The organism is Acinetobacter sp. DMC2 (assembly GCF_056314305.1).
The window spans coordinates 57,241-71,856 of the sequence record NZ_JBQUYP010000003.1; the positions used below are offsets into that span (position 1 = coordinate 57,241).

General features: G+C 37.1%; 16 protein-coding genes. 8 read left to right on the forward strand and 8 right to left on the reverse strand.

Features of this window, described 5'->3' with window-relative positions; all coding sequences use genetic code 11:
* Positions 1-12: 12 nt before the first annotated feature.
* Entirely contained in the window at positions 13-756 is a 744-nt protein-coding gene (locus ACT53H_RS07045; protein WP_353155324.1) for a fimbrial biogenesis chaperone, read from the reverse strand.
* Between the two features lie 73 nt (positions 757-829).
* Positions 830-1,366: a fimbrial protein gene (locus ACT53H_RS07050; RefSeq protein ID WP_421613622.1), complete on the reverse strand. Its 537-nt coding sequence runs from the start codon at positions 1,364-1,366 to the stop codon at positions 830-832.
* Positions 1,367-1,810: 444 nt separating this feature from the next.
* Here ACT53H_RS07050 and ACT53H_RS07055 point away from each other — a divergent pair, with 444 nt between their 5' ends.
* Both ACT53H_RS07055 and ACT53H_RS07060 read left to right on the forward strand, forming a co-directional pair.
* The gene (locus ACT53H_RS07055) at positions 1,811-2,161 is read left to right on the forward strand and encodes a hypothetical protein (protein WP_004792817.1); all 351 of its coding nucleotides are present in this window, start codon (positions 1,811-1,813) and stop codon (positions 2,159-2,161) included.
* A gap of 63 nt (positions 2,162-2,224) precedes the next feature.
* A complete protein-coding gene (locus ACT53H_RS07060; RefSeq protein WP_174728239.1) occupies positions 2,225-2,437 on the forward strand; it encodes a hypothetical protein in 213 nt (70 codons plus the stop codon).
* A 47-nt stretch (positions 2,438-2,484) separates the two neighbouring features.
* On the opposite strand, the gene bioB is transcribed toward ACT53H_RS07060, so the two are convergent.
* Together bioB and queG are read right to left on the reverse strand one after the other, a co-directional pair.
* Positions 2,485-3,474: a biotin synthase BioB gene (gene bioB, locus ACT53H_RS07065; RefSeq protein WP_004792815.1), complete on the reverse strand. Its 990-nt coding sequence runs from the start codon at positions 3,472-3,474 to the stop codon at positions 2,485-2,487.
* Between the two features lie 87 nt (positions 3,475-3,561).
* On the reverse strand, positions 3,562-4,662 hold the full coding sequence (queG, locus tag ACT53H_RS07070; RefSeq protein WP_004792814.1) for a tRNA epoxyqueuosine(34) reductase QueG: 1,101 nt from the start codon (positions 4,660-4,662) through the stop codon (positions 3,562-3,564).
* Positions 4,663-4,688: 26 nt separating this feature from the next.
* Here queG and ACT53H_RS07075 point away from each other — a divergent pair, with 26 nt between their 5' ends.
* Positions 4,689-6,146, forward strand: a complete 1,458-nt coding sequence (locus ACT53H_RS07075; protein ID WP_476008928.1) for an NAD(P)H-hydrate dehydratase — start codon at positions 4,689-4,691, stop codon at positions 6,144-6,146.
* An 11-nt stretch (positions 6,147-6,157) separates the two neighbouring features.
* Here ACT53H_RS07075 and ruvC read toward each other — a convergent pair whose 3' ends face one another.
* A complete protein-coding gene (gene ruvC, locus ACT53H_RS07080; RefSeq protein ID WP_002121356.1) occupies positions 6,158-6,703 on the reverse strand; it encodes a crossover junction endodeoxyribonuclease RuvC in 546 nt (181 codons plus the stop codon).
* 198 nt (positions 6,704-6,901) lie between these two features.
* Here ruvC and ACT53H_RS07085 point away from each other — a divergent pair, with 198 nt between their 5' ends.
* Positions 6,902-7,495 carry a helix-turn-helix domain-containing protein gene (locus ACT53H_RS07085; protein WP_476008929.1) on the forward strand — a complete coding sequence of 198 codons (594 nt, stop codon included), beginning with the start codon at positions 6,902-6,904 and terminating at the stop codon, positions 7,493-7,495.
* A complete protein-coding gene (locus ACT53H_RS07090; RefSeq protein WP_476008930.1) occupies positions 7,492-8,037 on the forward strand; it encodes an N-acetyltransferase family protein in 546 nt (181 codons plus the stop codon). The genes ACT53H_RS07085 and ACT53H_RS07090 overlap by 4 nt, the downstream gene beginning before the upstream one ends.
* A gap of 76 nt (positions 8,038-8,113) precedes the next feature.
* On the opposite strand, the gene blaOXA is transcribed toward ACT53H_RS07090, so the two are convergent.
* Positions 8,114-8,935: an OXA-213 family carbapenem-hydrolyzing class D beta-lactamase gene (gene blaOXA, locus ACT53H_RS07095; RefSeq protein ID WP_476008931.1), complete on the reverse strand. Its 822-nt coding sequence runs from the start codon at positions 8,933-8,935 to the stop codon at positions 8,114-8,116.
* Between the two features lie 500 nt (positions 8,936-9,435).
* Here blaOXA and ACT53H_RS07100 point away from each other — a divergent pair, with 500 nt between their 5' ends.
* Positions 9,436-9,999 (forward strand): FxsA family protein, encoded by a 564-nt coding sequence (locus tag ACT53H_RS07100; RefSeq protein ID WP_049836499.1) that lies wholly within the window; start codon positions 9,436-9,438, stop codon positions 9,997-9,999.
* 65 nt (positions 10,000-10,064) lie between these two features.
* On the opposite strand, the gene ACT53H_RS07105 is transcribed toward ACT53H_RS07100, so the two are convergent.
* Complete coding sequence (locus ACT53H_RS07105) at positions 10,065-10,259, reverse strand: hypothetical protein (protein WP_151962669.1); 195 nt, start codon at positions 10,257-10,259, stop codon at positions 10,065-10,067.
* Positions 10,260-10,517: 258 nt separating this feature from the next.
* Between ACT53H_RS07105 and ACT53H_RS07110 the strand changes: the two genes are divergently transcribed.
* The gene (locus ACT53H_RS07110) at positions 10,518-10,766 is read left to right on the forward strand and encodes a hypothetical protein (protein ID WP_005304620.1); all 249 of its coding nucleotides are present in this window, start codon (positions 10,518-10,520) and stop codon (positions 10,764-10,766) included.
* 124 nt (positions 10,767-10,890) lie between these two features.
* On the opposite strand, the gene metK is transcribed toward ACT53H_RS07110, so the two are convergent.
* Positions 10,891-12,057 carry a methionine adenosyltransferase gene (gene metK, locus ACT53H_RS07115; RefSeq protein ID WP_174742192.1) on the reverse strand — a complete coding sequence of 389 codons (1,167 nt, stop codon included), beginning with the start codon at positions 12,055-12,057 and terminating at the stop codon, positions 10,891-10,893.
* A 538-nt stretch (positions 12,058-12,595) separates the two neighbouring features.
* Here metK and tkt point away from each other — a divergent pair.
* Positions 12,596-14,584 (forward strand): transketolase, encoded by a 1,989-nt coding sequence (gene tkt, locus ACT53H_RS07120; protein WP_004792800.1) that lies wholly within the window; start codon positions 12,596-12,598, stop codon positions 14,582-14,584.
* Positions 14,585-14,616 lie beyond the last annotated feature (32 nt).

A 14,616-nucleotide genomic window follows, 5' to 3' on the forward strand; every position in this document is an offset into this window, starting at 1 on the left:
AATACAGTAAGTTTAGAACTTTATTGGATGCTCAACTCTTCCACCGTAATCATTGATATATACAAAGCTCATATCTGATACATTTTTATTTTTAAGTTTTATTTTATCTTCAGAAAAAGGGGCAACCATTAAACCTTGTTGTAACAAGTCTGCTTTATGGCTTTCAGTTCCTTGAAAAATAGAAGTGATAGTGAGGAAAAAGGGAGTCGGGTTCTTTACTACAAGATATTGATCATTTATTTTCCATTGAACTTTTTCACTTAGCTGTTCAATATTTTCTTTTAGATCTATAGGGCGATAAAAGAATTTAATTCTTGAGCGAACAGCGAGCTGTAAAAAATTATTAGAAATTGGGGTACTTTGGTCTTGTTGAGTTTTTCCTTCGGGTTTAGGAGGTATATCTAAAACATTAAGCCAGAAAATGGATTCTTGTTGTTGACTTAATTGAGAAGAATTAGGTAGAGCTGTAATTCTTAAAGTTTGGCCCTTAGTTGCTTCTACTCGTGAAATCGGGGGAGTAATAATGAAAGGCACATTTGCTTCATCGGGAGTTGATTTTGCATTTCCATCATCAATCCAAGCTTGAACAAGAGACGGAGCTGTGCCGTTATTGCTGAGTTGTAGTGTGATCTCACGTGCATTTGAAGGGTAAACGACACGAGTTCCATGCAAAACAATTTCAGTATGACCTGTGGTAGTCAGTGCTACCTGTAGGCAAACTAATCCCCAAAAAAACTTACGACCACGAAAAAGCATGAGCCATATTCTCAATAATGAATAATAGATAGGAGATAGCTTCTATTTAGAAATAGAAGCTTCAGTTTTAATTTTATTGATAAATAATTGTGTATTTTACTTGCGATGTTACCGTACCAGCAGTAGAAGCACCTGTAGCATAATATTCAGCATAATAGTTAAGGTCAGCATCACCACCTGCTGAAACATTTACCCATTGCGAGTTGGTCTGCGTACTATTCGTGCTTGTAGCAAGTACTGGGATTACGGCGTTATTACTGCCTAGCAACTGGATATTCACGTTTGTTGCCGCACCCGAGGTTGCTTGGTTTAATAAACGACCAGTATTAAAGTCAACGGTAGCGCCCGGCTCGAAATAAGTGGCAACTTTACCAGCAGAAGCACAGTTCGTTAAATTAATTTGAAATGGAGTACGACCAGCCACATCACCTGCATTTTTTAAAGTTTGAGATGAAACTGTAGGTAAATTAATTGTTAGATTTTTATCTCCAGTATCAATAGTACAAGTATTATCCGTAACAAGACCATTAATAGTAATTGTGCCATCTGCTGCTTGTGCATTTGTTATATTTAAGAGAGAAACCGCTGCTATAAAAATAAACTTTTTCATAAAATCCCCAGAATAGCCTTTTAAAATAAAATCCATTACTTTTCAGCAAGTTTATTCTGCTTAAGTAAGGCGAAGGAAATATATCACTTTTCAACCAAAAAACAAGAAAAACATTATATTTATATATATTTTGATCAATTTTTTTATAAAGAAATATATTTGAAATATATTTTTTATCAATTGGTAAAATACTTTGTGATTCATTTTTAAAATAGAATTAAAAAACTTGTAATATTTAAGTATTTGTATTTTATTAAATTAATCTAACATTAAAATATTTTTGACTAAAAAAGTGTGTTTTATTTGTTTAAGTATATGTTTTTTAATAATAAAATTATTTTTTAATTTATCTTGTGAATAAATTTATTTTTTAAGAATTTTTTAAGATTCAATTCCTACTGTTTTAGTTGTAATTCAATAAAAGATAATCTGGAGTTCCGTTCCATGAATAGTATGAAGTATAGCTATAAACCAAATTACTTTTTCTTTGCTCATAAACTAGTTTTGTTTTTAAAGGATTATCTGATTAAGCACCCAACGGAGCAGCAGACAACGTTTAACCTACAAACGATTTATGACATCTTTAGTCATGATCTTGCTTCAAGTACAACTAATCTTGAGGGTATCTTAAATATTGCAGATGAATACGTCTTTGAAACAGAAGATGGGTTACTTCCATTGATTAGTAAGCACTCTGTTAATCTCAAGAATCATGTACTTTCTTTGGAATTTTCACCGCAAGCTTTAACAAGCTTATTGTCAGGTCGTTCTTTAGTGAATCCTAAAGCAGCTTAGATTTTCTTTTAAGGTAGAGTGAACTCATATAAAATTCATAAAATTTATTTTTAAGAGTTATTTATGAGTAAAGACTTTAAGGCCTTAACTTATATTACGGATGATCAGATAGCAGATACAGTGACTTGGCTCTTACACCATCAAGATGTTTTCGATTCTTTTAATTTTGATGTATTGAGCCAAGAGCTGTCTGTAACACATGCAGCAGGAAAAGACATTATTCGGGTAGGGACATTTCTTAATGCCACTTACGGAATTTTAGTTACTTCTGTTTAAATTAAAAAGCCCTGAAAATCAGGGCTTTTTAATTTTACTGCACTCAGTTATGCACTCATTGCATTTACTGATAAGTCAGCAACTGTAGGTTTTGGTTTTTCTGCGGTTAAGCCTAGTTTATTAAACAATGCTTGGTCTTTACCTTCACCTGCATTTGGTGTGGTGAGTAATTTATCACCAGAGAATAATGAGTTTGCACCCGCCATAAATGCTAATGCTTGATCTGAATCACTTAATGACTCACGACCAGCAGATAAACGAATATAGCTATGCGGCATAATAATGCGTGCAACGGCAATAGTGCGGATCCACTCAATTACATCAAGCTTTTCAACATCTGCTAAAGGTGTTCCTTCAATTGGAACAAGCATGTTAATTGGTACTGATTCTGGATGAATTGGCAAGGTAGCTAGTTCATGCAATAAACCAACACGGTCATCACGGCTTTCACCTAAACCTACAATACCGCCACTACAAACTTTCATACCAGCTTGGCGAACATAATCTAGGGTATTTAAACGATCATCAAAAGTACGTGTACTAATGATGTGAGAGTAGTACTCACGAGATGTATCTAGGTTGTGATTGTAATAATCTAAACCAGCAACTTGTAGACGTTCTGCTTGAGATTGGTTAAGCATGCCTAAAGTCATGCATGTTTCTAAACCTAACGCTTTTACTTCACGTACCATTTCTAAAACATAAGGCATATCGCGCTCATGTGGGTTACGCCAAGCAGCACCCATACAAAAACGAGACGAACCTGAATCTTTTGCAGCTTTTGCTTCGCTAATCACTTTTTCTACAGCGATACGTTTTTCTGCTTCTAATTTTGATTCGTAATGTGCGGATTGTGAGCAGTATTTGCAATCTTCAGGACACTTACCCGTTTTAATAGATAAAAGGGTACTGACCTGAATCGAATTGGCAGTGAAGTGCTCACGATGTACTTGCTGAGCCTTGAAAACTAAATCCAAAAAAGGTTGTTCATATAAAGCTTGGATTTCTTCACGATTCCAATCATTACGTAGAGTCATTGTCATATCCATGATGATGGCATTAATTCACTACACATAATCATACAGAATTCGTATTAAAGCTATAGGGCAAAAAACATCATTTTTTTAATTTGATAGCTGAAGTTGATTAAGTTGCTGTTCAATTGCCCAATCAATATGCACATTGACGATTTCGTCATGTAAATTTTTGCCTTTGTGTAGCTGATCTACAATTTCTTTTGAATAAGGAGCATTTCCTAATCCGATAGCAATATTGCGTTTAAAAGATTGATAACCTGTTCGGCGGATAGGACTACCTTCTGTATTGGCTAAAAAAGTAGCTTCATCCCACTGCCAGATATCCAGTAGACTAATATTGTCTAATCCATTTCTAGGATTGAAATCGCTAATGGACGCAGTTTTGGCAAAACTATTCCATGGACAAATTAATTGGCAGTCGTCACAACCAAAAATTCGATTACCAATTCCTGAACGTAATTCTTCAGCAATAATTCCTTTGTATTCGATAGTTAAATAAGCAATGCAACGCCTTGCATCTAGCATATAAGGCTCGACAATCGCTTGTGTCGGGCAAATATCAATACAAGCGCTACAAGAACCACAATGTGCTGTTGCAGGTTCGTCGAAAGGTAGATCAAGTGATGTAAATAGCTCGCCTAATACAAAAAAAGAACCCGATTTTTTGTGAATGAGCAACGTATGCTTACCTGTCCAACCCATTCCTGCACTTTCAGCTAACGATTTTTCAAAAATAGGAGCCGAATCTGCAAAAGGGCGAGATTCAAAATCGCCGACTTTTTCACGAATTCGTGTTGCTAAAGTTTTCAATCGGCCACGCATGACTTTATGGTAATCGCGGCCACGTGCATAACGGGCGATAATGGCAGAATTTGGTTCAAAAGGTACATATCGAGGTTTTGGAGATTCCACAAGATAGTTCATACGAACGCAAATAATACTTTTTGTGCCAGGAACTAATAATGTAGGGTCGGCTCGTTTTTCTAGATTTTCTTCTAAATAGGTCATGTCTGCATGATAACCACGTTCTAGATATTCTAAAAAACGCGGCATTTGCTCTTGAGCATCTGGTTTCGCAATGACACAATCAGCAAAACCCAAGTCTAAGGCTTGAGCTTTGATCCATGCTTTTAATTCATGAGGATCAAGTTGTTGCACTGCAATGCGTGATGTGTTGGAAGATGTCATAAACCAAAATGCAAGAGGATAATAATATGCAGGCGGTAGTTTACCATAGCGATGATATTCGAGCATGGGAGCGGCGTTGGTTTGCTGCACAAAACTCCTCATTAGGTTTAATGCAACAAGCAGCTTGGTCAATCGCTCAGCAGTTCATCGAGCTTTTTAAAGATCGTACCATTAATAATATTGCTGTTTGGTGCGGGCAAGGCAATAACGCAGGTGATGGCTACTTTATAGCAGGTTATCTAAAACAAGCTGGATTTCACGTTGAAATATTTGCAGCTCAATTGGGTGAATCAACCGATTTACATTGTGCAGCGCAATTTGCGATAGAAAAGAAAGTTCAAATTCATTCAAATTTTGATATTAAAAGAACATTTGATTGCCATATTGATGCTCTATTTGGCATAGGCTTAAATCGCGAATTAAATACTAATTGGCAACAAGCTATTCAACAATTTAATGAACAATCTGGTTTAAAAGTTTCGATTGATATACCAAGTGGTTTGCACGCAAATACAGGCTGTGCTTTACCTTTTGCAATACGAGCTGATCATACCTTTACTGTTTTAGGTCTTAAGGCAGGATTATTTACAGGTCAAGGTAAAGAATATGTGGGGCAAGTTCATTTAGTTAATTTAATTCCAGTAGATGAAGAGCTGAAACCATTAGCTTATTTGACATCTACAAATATTAAGCTTCCTAAACGTTTGGCTTTTGGTCATAAAGGGAGCTATGGTCATGTCTTAGTGGTTGGTGGACATGAGCAAATGGGTGGCGCTGTCATTATGGCTGCTGAGGCTGCTTTTCATGCAGGTGCAGGTAAGGTGACCGTGATTTGTCATCAAAAGCATCATCAACCTATTTTATCGCGGGCACCTAATATTATGCTCCGTGATATTAATGCTTTAGATGAAGAAAATATTAGAGAGATTTTATCTCACGTTGATGCAGTATGTTTTGGAATGGGGCTAGGGCGAGATGACTGGGCACAGCAAATTTATCAGCAATGGTTTAATTTGTTAAATCAGAGTACACACCTAGAAACTGTTTTAGATGCAGATGCTTTATGGTTTCTTGCCAAGCAGCCTGAAAAATTGGGTGTACATGTTTATGCGACGCCTCATCCGGGAGAAGCTGCTACCTTGCTTGGTTCCTCTACAGCACAAATTGAAAATGACCGAATTGCTGCAATTTATACTTTGCAAAATAAATATGCGGGTCAGTGGGTACTTAAAGGAGCGGGTAGCTTAATTTTAGAGGATAACTTGTATATTTGTACCGAAGGTAATGCCGGTATGGGAACTGGTGGAATGGGTGATGTATTAGCTGGAATGATTGCAAGTCTAAAAGCCCAGTTCCATAAGGCAATTGCATTACATGAGATTGTTACCCTTCATGCTCAAGCAGGTGATGAACTTGCAAAACAAGGTATGCGTGGTTTACAGGCTTATCAAATGAATGAAACAATTACTCAAGTAGTGAACTAAGTAAGAAAGTTTTAACGTCTACGGCTGCTAGAGCGGCTTCGTCCACGTGCCATACCGCCTAAGGCATTAAGGACAGAAAGTTTACTCATACTTCCCGATGCATGAGCATGACAAATAGCGGCAGCAAGAGCATCGGCTGCATCGGATTGAGGTTTAATCGTCAAGTTAAGTAACCGCATGACCATCATTTGTACTTGTTCTTTATCTGCGGCACCATAACCAACGACAGACTGTTTAATTTGACGGGCAGTATATTCTGCAACTTGTAAATCTAAATTAACTAATGCGGCTATGGCAGCACCACGAGCTTGTCCCAGTTTTAAAGCAGAGTCTGGGTTTTGAGCCATAAAGACCTGCTCAACCGCAGCTTCAGTGGGACCATGAAATTTCACAATTCGCTCGACGCCAGCAAAAATGCGTTTTAAGCGTTCCGGCATTTCTTGAGTTTCAGTTCGGATTGTACCAGCATCAACAAAACGCAGTTTACTACCATCTTTTTCAATGATTCCATAACCTGTTAAGCGTGAACCCGGGTCAATACCAATAATCAATGCCATGTGAAGACTTATATAAATAGTTCAGTAGGTATTGTTACATAGCCAAAACGGTTATGCATGAGTAATTTAAAGAATGCTGTGATGAATGGTTATTTTTCGGTTTTTATTAAACCAATTTATATTTTCTAAAATCATTTGATGTAATTCTATTTTAATGGAATACTTATCTATAATTTTGGAATTAAAGTCTGTCGGCAGATGGAAGATATTAATATACGCATTGCGCAGCAAGTACGTGAACTACGTCTAGCGCGTGGATATACGCTAGATGTTCTTGCTACCCGATGTCAGGTAAGCCGTTCTGCAATTTCACTCATTGAAAGAGGTGAGGCAAGTCCAACAGCGGTTGTCCTTGAAAAGCTTGCAAATGGTTTAGAGGTTCCTTTAACTCAGCTATTCGCCACTTCACAAAATAATCAGTCACCACAACCTATAGTTCGACGTATTCAACAATCAGAATGGAAAGACCCTGAAACAGGATATATTCGCCGTCAAGTCTCTCCTCCAAATTGGAAGTCTCCATTTCAAATTGTTGAAATTGAATTTCCGCCTCAGTCACGAATTACTTATGAAATTAATGAAACCTCTAATGTTGTACAACAGCAACTTTGGGTGGTTGAAGGGCAAATTGATATTCAATTAGGTGAAGCTTGTTATGCTTTAAGCAAAGGGGATTGCTTAGCAATGCAACTCAACCAACCTGTTATATACATTAATAATTCAGCTCAAGTCGCTCGCTATATCTTAGTCGTCTCTAGTCAACTCATATCTGCCTTTAAGGAATCTTTATGATCTATTCCCTCAATTCTAATTTTCGTTTAATTGATTGTAATGAAGCAGAACATGCAGCGGCTATATTAGAGATACTGAATGAGGCAATTATTAATTCTACAGCACTGTATGATTATGTACCGCGCTCAATTGACTCAATGAAAACATGGTTTTCAGTTAAAAAAGAAAATGGTTTTCCAGTGATTGGTATTATTGACGAAACAAACAAGTTGTTGGGTTTTGCGAGCTGGGGAACTTTCAGGGCTTTTCCTGCCTATAAATATACTGTTGAACATAGTATTTATATTCATCATGAGCATCGTGGCAGCGGGTTAAGCAAAATTTTAATGCAAGAGTTGATTGGGCGTGCTCAAGAGGCTGAGCTACATGTATTGATTGGTTGTATTGATGCGACCAATCAGGCAAGCATTGGTTTACATGAAAAAATGGGCTTTATCTATGCAGGTACCTTTAAACAGGTCGGGTTTAAGTTTGGACAATGGTTAGATGCCGCTTTTTATCAGTTAAATTTAAATACGCCAAAGCAGCCAGTTGATGGATAAATTATAAAGCTCAATCTCAAGTTTAAGAAAATAGCCCGGTTTATGATGAAATAAAAACAGGGCTATAGAGCCTAAATTATAAAACGCCGAGTTGTTCTAATCCTTTATAAGCAATCTCTTTTCGGATAGAACTAGGGATTCCTTTTTTCATTTCTAAATTGAGCGAGAATGCCACAATTTCTCCTTGCGGTTGAACGACCCAGCCGGTTAACCAGCCAACTTGTGGTTCAACATCCCATCCCCAACCACTTTTAGCATAAATTTTACGTCCATTTTTTTCTTCTATAAACACCATTGATTGGACTTGTTCTTGTACATTTTTACTAAATGGAAGAGTTTTATTAGCTAATTTATAAGCAAATTGGGTTTCTTGCTCAGGTGTAATTTTAAGTGGACCGACAAGCCAAAAATTATCTACTTTTGAACCAATATCAGCATTACCGAAACCAATACGTTTTACCTCTTTAGTCATAAGATCAAGTCCAATACGACGAGCTAGTTCTTGATAAACTGGAATAGCAGAAGCTTTCATAGCATCGCCTAGAGTCATGTCCTTTTCCCAATCAGGAAATAAACGCTTTTGCCCATCCCATTTAAATATTTCAGTTGTCGTTGCTTTATGATGTTCAAGTCCAATTAAAGCATTTAGCATTTTAAAGGTAGAGGCGGGAACATATTCGGTTGATGCTCTTTTAAGATCATTGCCATAAATTTCTTCGGTTTGCCCACGCTTAACCACTAAAACTCCTGTGGTCTGTGCCTGATCAAACAGAGATTTAATTTCTTCTGAATTTTTATTGGCGGAAATAGAATGTATTTGATGTTGTTTTACCGTGTTAGAAGAGCGGGCAGATAAAAATAGAGTAGCTGTTGCAACGACAAGGACTTTTTTATACATAGCTTTGACTGAGTTTAATTTGTGAAGTGTTATTAATTAATTTAACTTGGATAGAACTGACTTTAGATAGGTAAAATGTAAGCTATTTAGGGAAATCTACATGTTAGTGGAACTTTTAAAGTTTTCTAAAGATAAAGCGGAAATAAAGGAACAGTCTGAACTTTGTTAAGTAAATAAGACCTTTTTTGACTAAATATGTTCTTTTTAGAAGAGTTTTTCGCTCAAATAGAGTAAAAAATTTAAAATCTGATTGAAGTGGCACTTGATAAACCTGATACAGCACTCATTAATAAGAAAGCATGTTTGTTTTTATCGAGTTAAAATCAAATGTACTCCAGTATTGCAGACTCTTTCCCATGCGATAGTTCTTGTTAATTTTTTAGAAAATAGACAGAACAATCAGAGTTAAGAGAAATGCTTAATCCTTATGTGAAACTTAAATAGGGTTAGGTCAAATAGAACTGCAATGAATTTTCTTTTTGAGATAGATAAAGTTTTACATGAATTTACTTCTTATTGTAGTTCTGGGCGCGATTGTTGAAATTGCCGTATGGATTGGCGTAGCACAGTTCATCAGTGGATGGTACGTGTTCTTTTGGTTCATTATTGCTTTCTTTATTGGTTTGGGGCTTATTCGCAGAAGTACTGCTGGTATTATGCCTCAATTACAGCAAATGCAGATGACAGGCCAGCTAGGTAGTGACCCAACTGTAACTAAAAAACTTGCTTACGCTTTTGCAGGTTTCTTATTAATGTTGCCAGGCCTTGTATCTGATGTTTTGGCTGTTTTAATTTTGATTCCTGGTGTTCAAACTGCATTTCGTAACATAGCGATGAGAACTCTTGCAAAACGCCAACAAGCCATGATGAATAAAATGATGGGTGGTATGGGCGGTAATGCTTCAGGACAAAATCCATTTGCTGATTTAATGCGTCAAATGCAAGATATGCAGAATCAGCAAGGTGGTGGTCAAGGCCAATACCATGACTCAAACATTATTGATGGCGAAGCGCGAGATGTTACTCCAAACCACAAAAAAATTGAGCATAAAAATAAAGATTAATAAGTAATTATGTTATGAAAAAGCTTAAACCCATGAGGTTTAAGCTTTTTTTATTTTTAAAATTATTATTGATTCTGAGAAACCGAAGTAGATGAATCACTATCGTCTATTTCTAATTCAGTATCTTCTTGTGGTTTCGACTGTGGTTGATATTTATTTGAAGGTAGAGCGGTTTGCTTGTTTTCAGATTGTTGATAACCTCGACTTCGGTTTGCTCTTTCGCGAAAGCCACCTTTACTAATCAGCTGTGTATGAGACATGCATTTGCCTAAAATGTGAGATTATTCGCTTATTTTAGCAAATTTGGCAAAATATCAAAATAAGAAAAATAGTGCCAAAAAAATAATATTTAACTTATCTTTTTGTATTTTAATAATATTTTTTAATTGACTCAATTGTTCATTCAGATTGAATTATCTTTTCATTTCACATAGGATAAATATAAAGGATGTATAAATTAAAAATGCAGCAAACCTATTAAAAAAACAACGGTTGAAATGAGGGAAGGAGGGTTACCTATGCTATATCAATACCATTGTGCGTGTTGCGACAAAGTTGTGGCATCAACTGATAAATCATGTCCATATTGTGGTTCGCAACATATTCGAAGCCCGTATGGGTTGTGGATGTTTTGTGTGATGGCTTGTCTAGCGGTTGTCGTTGTATTTAAAGTTGTCCATATTTATGTCCAGAATCATCAAGATACTCCGACGCAGTCAACATTACTTGATGTATTAAATCAGGATGATAAAACCACAAGACAATAAATTTTGATCAGAGCTACAAATGATATGGCATCAAGGATGGTTGCTAGAAGAGTAAACCCTACATATTATGAAATTTGAACTGTAAAAAAGCCCGCTCATTGGCGGGCTTTTTTATGACTTTATATTAGAGGCCAGCAGCATCTTTAAGAGCTTCAACTTTATCAGTTTTTTCCCATGTAAATGCAGTATCTGATCCTTCGCGACCAAAGTGGCCATAAGCCGCAGTTTGTTTATACATTGGCTGAATAAGATCCAGCATACGAGTAATACCAAACGGTCTTAAATCGAAATGATCACGAACAAGTTGAATAATCAACTCATCAGAAACTTTTGCTGTACCAAATGTATTAATTGAAATTGAAGTAGGTTCTGCTACACCAATTGCGTAACTCACCTGAATTTCACATTTGTCAGCAAGGCCAGCTGCTACAATATTTTTTGCAACATAACGGCCTGCATATGCAGCAGAACGGTCAACTTTAGATGGATCTTTACCAGAGAAAGCACCACCGCCGTGACGAGCCATACCACCGTATGTATCAACAATAATTTTACGACCTGTTAAACCACAGTCACCTACAGGGCCGCCAATAACGAACATACCTGTTGGGTTAATGTGGAATTTAGTCGCAGCGTGGAACATTTCAGTAGGAATGATCGGCTTGATAATTTCTTCAATAACAGCTTCTTTAAGCTGGCTTTGAGTAATTTCAGGATCGTGCTGAGTAGATAAAACAACTGCATCTAGACGTACAGGCTTGCCATTTTCATATGCAAAAGTAACTTGGCTTTTTGCATCTGGGCGTAACCATGGAAGTGTGCCTGAGCGACGAAGTTCAGCCTGACGTTCCATTAAACGGTGAGCATAAGAAATCGGAGCGGGCATTAAAACATCTGTTTCACGGCTTGCATAACCGAACATTAAACCTTGGTCACCGGCACCTTGATCTTCAGGTTTTTGACGGTCTACACCTTGTGCAATCTCTGGTGATTGTTTACCAATCATATTGATTACAGCACATGTTGATCCATCAAAGCCAAGATCAGAGTGGTGGTATCCAATACCGTTAACAGTATTACGAACAACAGCTTCAACATCAATATTAGCAGTCGTTGTTACTTCACCAGCAAGTACAACAGCGCCTGTTTTTACCAGTGTTTCACATGCAACACGTGCGTATGGGTCTTCTTTTAAGATTGCATCCAAAATAGCGTCGCTAATTTGGTCGGCCATTTTATCGGGATGACCTTCGCTTACAGATTCCGAGGTAAAAACAGCGTACTCGCGCATGAAAGTCCTATCTTGGTTATTTCAAAAGACATAATATGTTACATCGACTTGAGCTTAAGGACCAGTTCATACTGACCAAAAAGCATGAATTTGTTTCATTTATACTGTGTTTTAATTGATAAGTGTATTAGTAAAATTGATATAAAGAATGTTTATTTAAAGTATTGGTATTTTAATAACAAGTTATTAGAGTACTTTTTAGACATATGAATTAACAAAAAGATTATGTCTTACAAGTAGGATTTTAAAGAAAAGAAACATGATCGACCTAGATAGAGATTTCAAAATATTTTATCTATATATCAAAGTCTAATAGAATGGTCTGTTCGTATAGGGAAGCAGTATTTAAGAAAATGAGCACTGTTTTGTATAACTTAAAGGTCCAAATGATTTTTGTGTAACCAAGAAACGGTTAAAAATAAAGAAATATACTATGTTGGGGTTTACCCTCAGCCTTTTTTTTAAGACAATATAGCGGCATTGAATTGTTATTCATCTTCTTCTTTTCATCAATCTATTAAAATTGGATTCTGATCTTATGACGACCCCTTTAAACGAACGTCGTATTGCAAATGCAATTCGTGTATTGGCAATGGATGCTGTGCAACAGGCAAACTCAGGGCATCCTGGTGCTCCAATGGGGATGGCAGATATTGCTGACGTCGTCTGGCGCGAGTTTTTAAATCACAACCCAACTAACCCACAATGGGCAAACCGCGACCGTTTCGTTTTATCAAACGGCCATGGTTCAATGTTGCAATACGCTTTGCTTCATTTAACAGGTTATGATCTTTCAATTGAAGATTTAAAACAGTTCCGTCAATTACATTCAAAAACTCCTGGTCACCCTGAATATGGTTATGCACCAGGTATTGAAACTACGACTGGTCCTTTAGGCCAAGGTATTGCAAACGCTGTTGGTTTTGCATTGGCAGAAAAGACTTTAGCTGCTCAGTTCAATAAAGATGATTTAAAAGTAGTTGATCACTTTACTTATTGTTTCTTGGGTGATGGCTGTTTAATGGAAGGTATTTCTCACGAAGTATGTTCTTTAGCAGGTACTTTACAGCTTGGTAAATTGATTGCTTATTATGATGACAATGGCATTTCAATTGATGGTGAAGTAGAAGGCTGGTTCAGCGATGATACAGAAGAGCGTTTTAAAGCCTATGGTTGGCAAGTTCTTCGTGTTGATGGACATGATGCTGATGCGATTCGTCAAGCAACAATCGAAGCAAAAGCTGAAACTCAAAAACCAACAATCATTATGTGTAAAACGATTATTGGTTTAGGTTCACCAAATAAACAAGGTAAAGAAGACTGTCATGGTGCGCCATTAGGTAAAGATGAGATTACTTTAACTCGTGAAGCATTAGGCTGGAAAGAAGAAGCATTCGTTATTCCTGCTGATGTATATGCTGCATGGGACGCGAAAGCAAAAGGTACTGAATCTGAAGCAGCTTGGGATGCGGTATTTGCACAATATCAAGCAAAATATCCAACTGAAGCAGCTGAGTTACTTCGTCGTATTAGCGGTGATTTACCAGCTGAATTTGCAGCACAAGCAGATGCTTTCATTCGTGAAACAAATGCGAAAGGCGAAACCATCGCAACACGTAAAGCGAGCCAAAACACATTACAAGCATTTGGTCCTTTATTGCCTGAATTATTAGGTGGTTCTGCTGACTTAGCTGGTTCTAACTTAACGCTTTGGAAAGGTTGCCAAGGTATTCAAGAAAACCCAGCTGGTAACTACGTATATTATGGCGTACGTGAGTTCGGTATGACTGCAATTGCGAATGGCGTTGCATTGCATGGCGGTTTTGTTCCTTACGTTGCAACATTCTTAATGTTTATGGAATATGCGCGTAATGCAGTACGTATGTCTGCATTGATGAAACAACGTGTAATTCATGTTTATACACATGACTCAATTGGTTTAGGTGAAGATGGTCCAACTCACCAACCAATCGAACAAATTGCTTCTTTACGTGGTACACCGAACCTAAATACATGGCGTCCTGCTGATACTGTAGAAACTGCTACTGCGTGGAAATCTGCTCTAGAGCGTAAAGATGGCCCTACAGCACTTATTTTCTCTCGTCAAAACTTACCATTCCAAGCACGTTCTGAAGAACAAATTCAAAATGTTGCAAAGGGTGGTTATGTTCTTGCTCAAGAAAAAGGCGAATTGAAAGCAATCATTATTGCAACTGGTTCTGAAATTTCTTTAGCAATGGAAGCTTATGCTCAACTTGATGGTGTGCGTGTAGTTTCTATGCCATGTGCAGAAGAGTTTATGAAACAAGACGCTGCATATCGTGAAGCTGTATTACCAGCTCATATCCGTGCACGTGTTGCAGTTGAAGCAGCTCATGTGGACTACTGGTGGAAGTTTGTTGGTCTTGATGGCAAAGTAATTGGTATGACAACTTATGGTGAGTCTGCACCAGCAAAAGACTTGTTCCAATTCTTTGGTATTACAACTGAAGCTGTTGTTACGGCAGTAAAAGAATTAACTGCTTAAATATTAAAGTAGTGTAAAAAAAGCGCTCCTCA

What these genes read in the sequence shown, in the direction of transcription:
- ACT53H_RS07045 (WP_353155324.1), bottom strand. Translation starts at nt 756, where the DNA reads ATGCTTTTTCGTGGTCGTAAGTTTTTTTGGGGATTAGTTTGCCTACAG.
- ACT53H_RS07050 (WP_421613622.1), bottom strand. Translation starts at nt 1,366, where the DNA reads ATGAAAAAGTTTATTTTTATAGCAGCGGTTTCTCTCTTAAATATAACA.
- ACT53H_RS07055 (WP_004792817.1), top strand. Translation starts at nt 1,811, where the DNA reads ATGAATAGTATGAAGTATAGCTATAAACCAAATTACTTTTTCTTTGCT.
- ACT53H_RS07060 (WP_174728239.1), top strand. Translation starts at nt 2,225, where the DNA reads ATGAGTAAAGACTTTAAGGCCTTAACTTATATTACGGATGATCAGATA.
- bioB (WP_004792815.1), bottom strand. Translation starts at nt 3,474, where the DNA reads ATGACTCTACGTAATGATTGGAATCGTGAAGAAATCCAAGCTTTATAT.
- queG (WP_004792814.1), bottom strand. Translation starts at nt 4,662, where the DNA reads ATGACATCTTCCAACACATCACGCATTGCAGTGCAACAACTTGATCCT.
- ACT53H_RS07075 (WP_476008928.1), top strand. Translation starts at nt 4,689, where the DNA reads ATGCAGGCGGTAGTTTACCATAGCGATGATATTCGAGCATGGGAGCGG.
- ruvC (WP_002121356.1), bottom strand. Translation starts at nt 6,703, where the DNA reads ATGGCATTGATTATTGGTATTGACCCGGGTTCACGCTTAACAGGTTAT.
- ACT53H_RS07085 (WP_476008929.1), top strand. Translation starts at nt 6,902, where the DNA reads ATGGAAGATATTAATATACGCATTGCGCAGCAAGTACGTGAACTACGT.
- ACT53H_RS07090 (WP_476008930.1), top strand. Translation starts at nt 7,492, where the DNA reads ATGATCTATTCCCTCAATTCTAATTTTCGTTTAATTGATTGTAATGAA.
- blaOXA (WP_476008931.1), bottom strand. Translation starts at nt 8,935, where the DNA reads ATGTATAAAAAAGTCCTTGTCGTTGCAACAGCTACTCTATTTTTATCT.
- ACT53H_RS07100 (WP_049836499.1), top strand. Translation starts at nt 9,436, where the DNA reads ATGAATTTACTTCTTATTGTAGTTCTGGGCGCGATTGTTGAAATTGCC.
- ACT53H_RS07105 (WP_151962669.1), bottom strand. Translation starts at nt 10,259, where the DNA reads ATGTCTCATACACAGCTGATTAGTAAAGGTGGCTTTCGCGAAAGAGCA.
- ACT53H_RS07110 (WP_005304620.1), top strand. Translation starts at nt 10,518, where the DNA reads ATGCTATATCAATACCATTGTGCGTGTTGCGACAAAGTTGTGGCATCA.
- metK (WP_174742192.1), bottom strand. Translation starts at nt 12,057, where the DNA reads ATGCGCGAGTACGCTGTTTTTACCTCGGAATCTGTAAGCGAAGGTCAT.
- tkt (WP_004792800.1), top strand. Translation starts at nt 12,596, where the DNA reads ATGACGACCCCTTTAAACGAACGTCGTATTGCAAATGCAATTCGTGTA.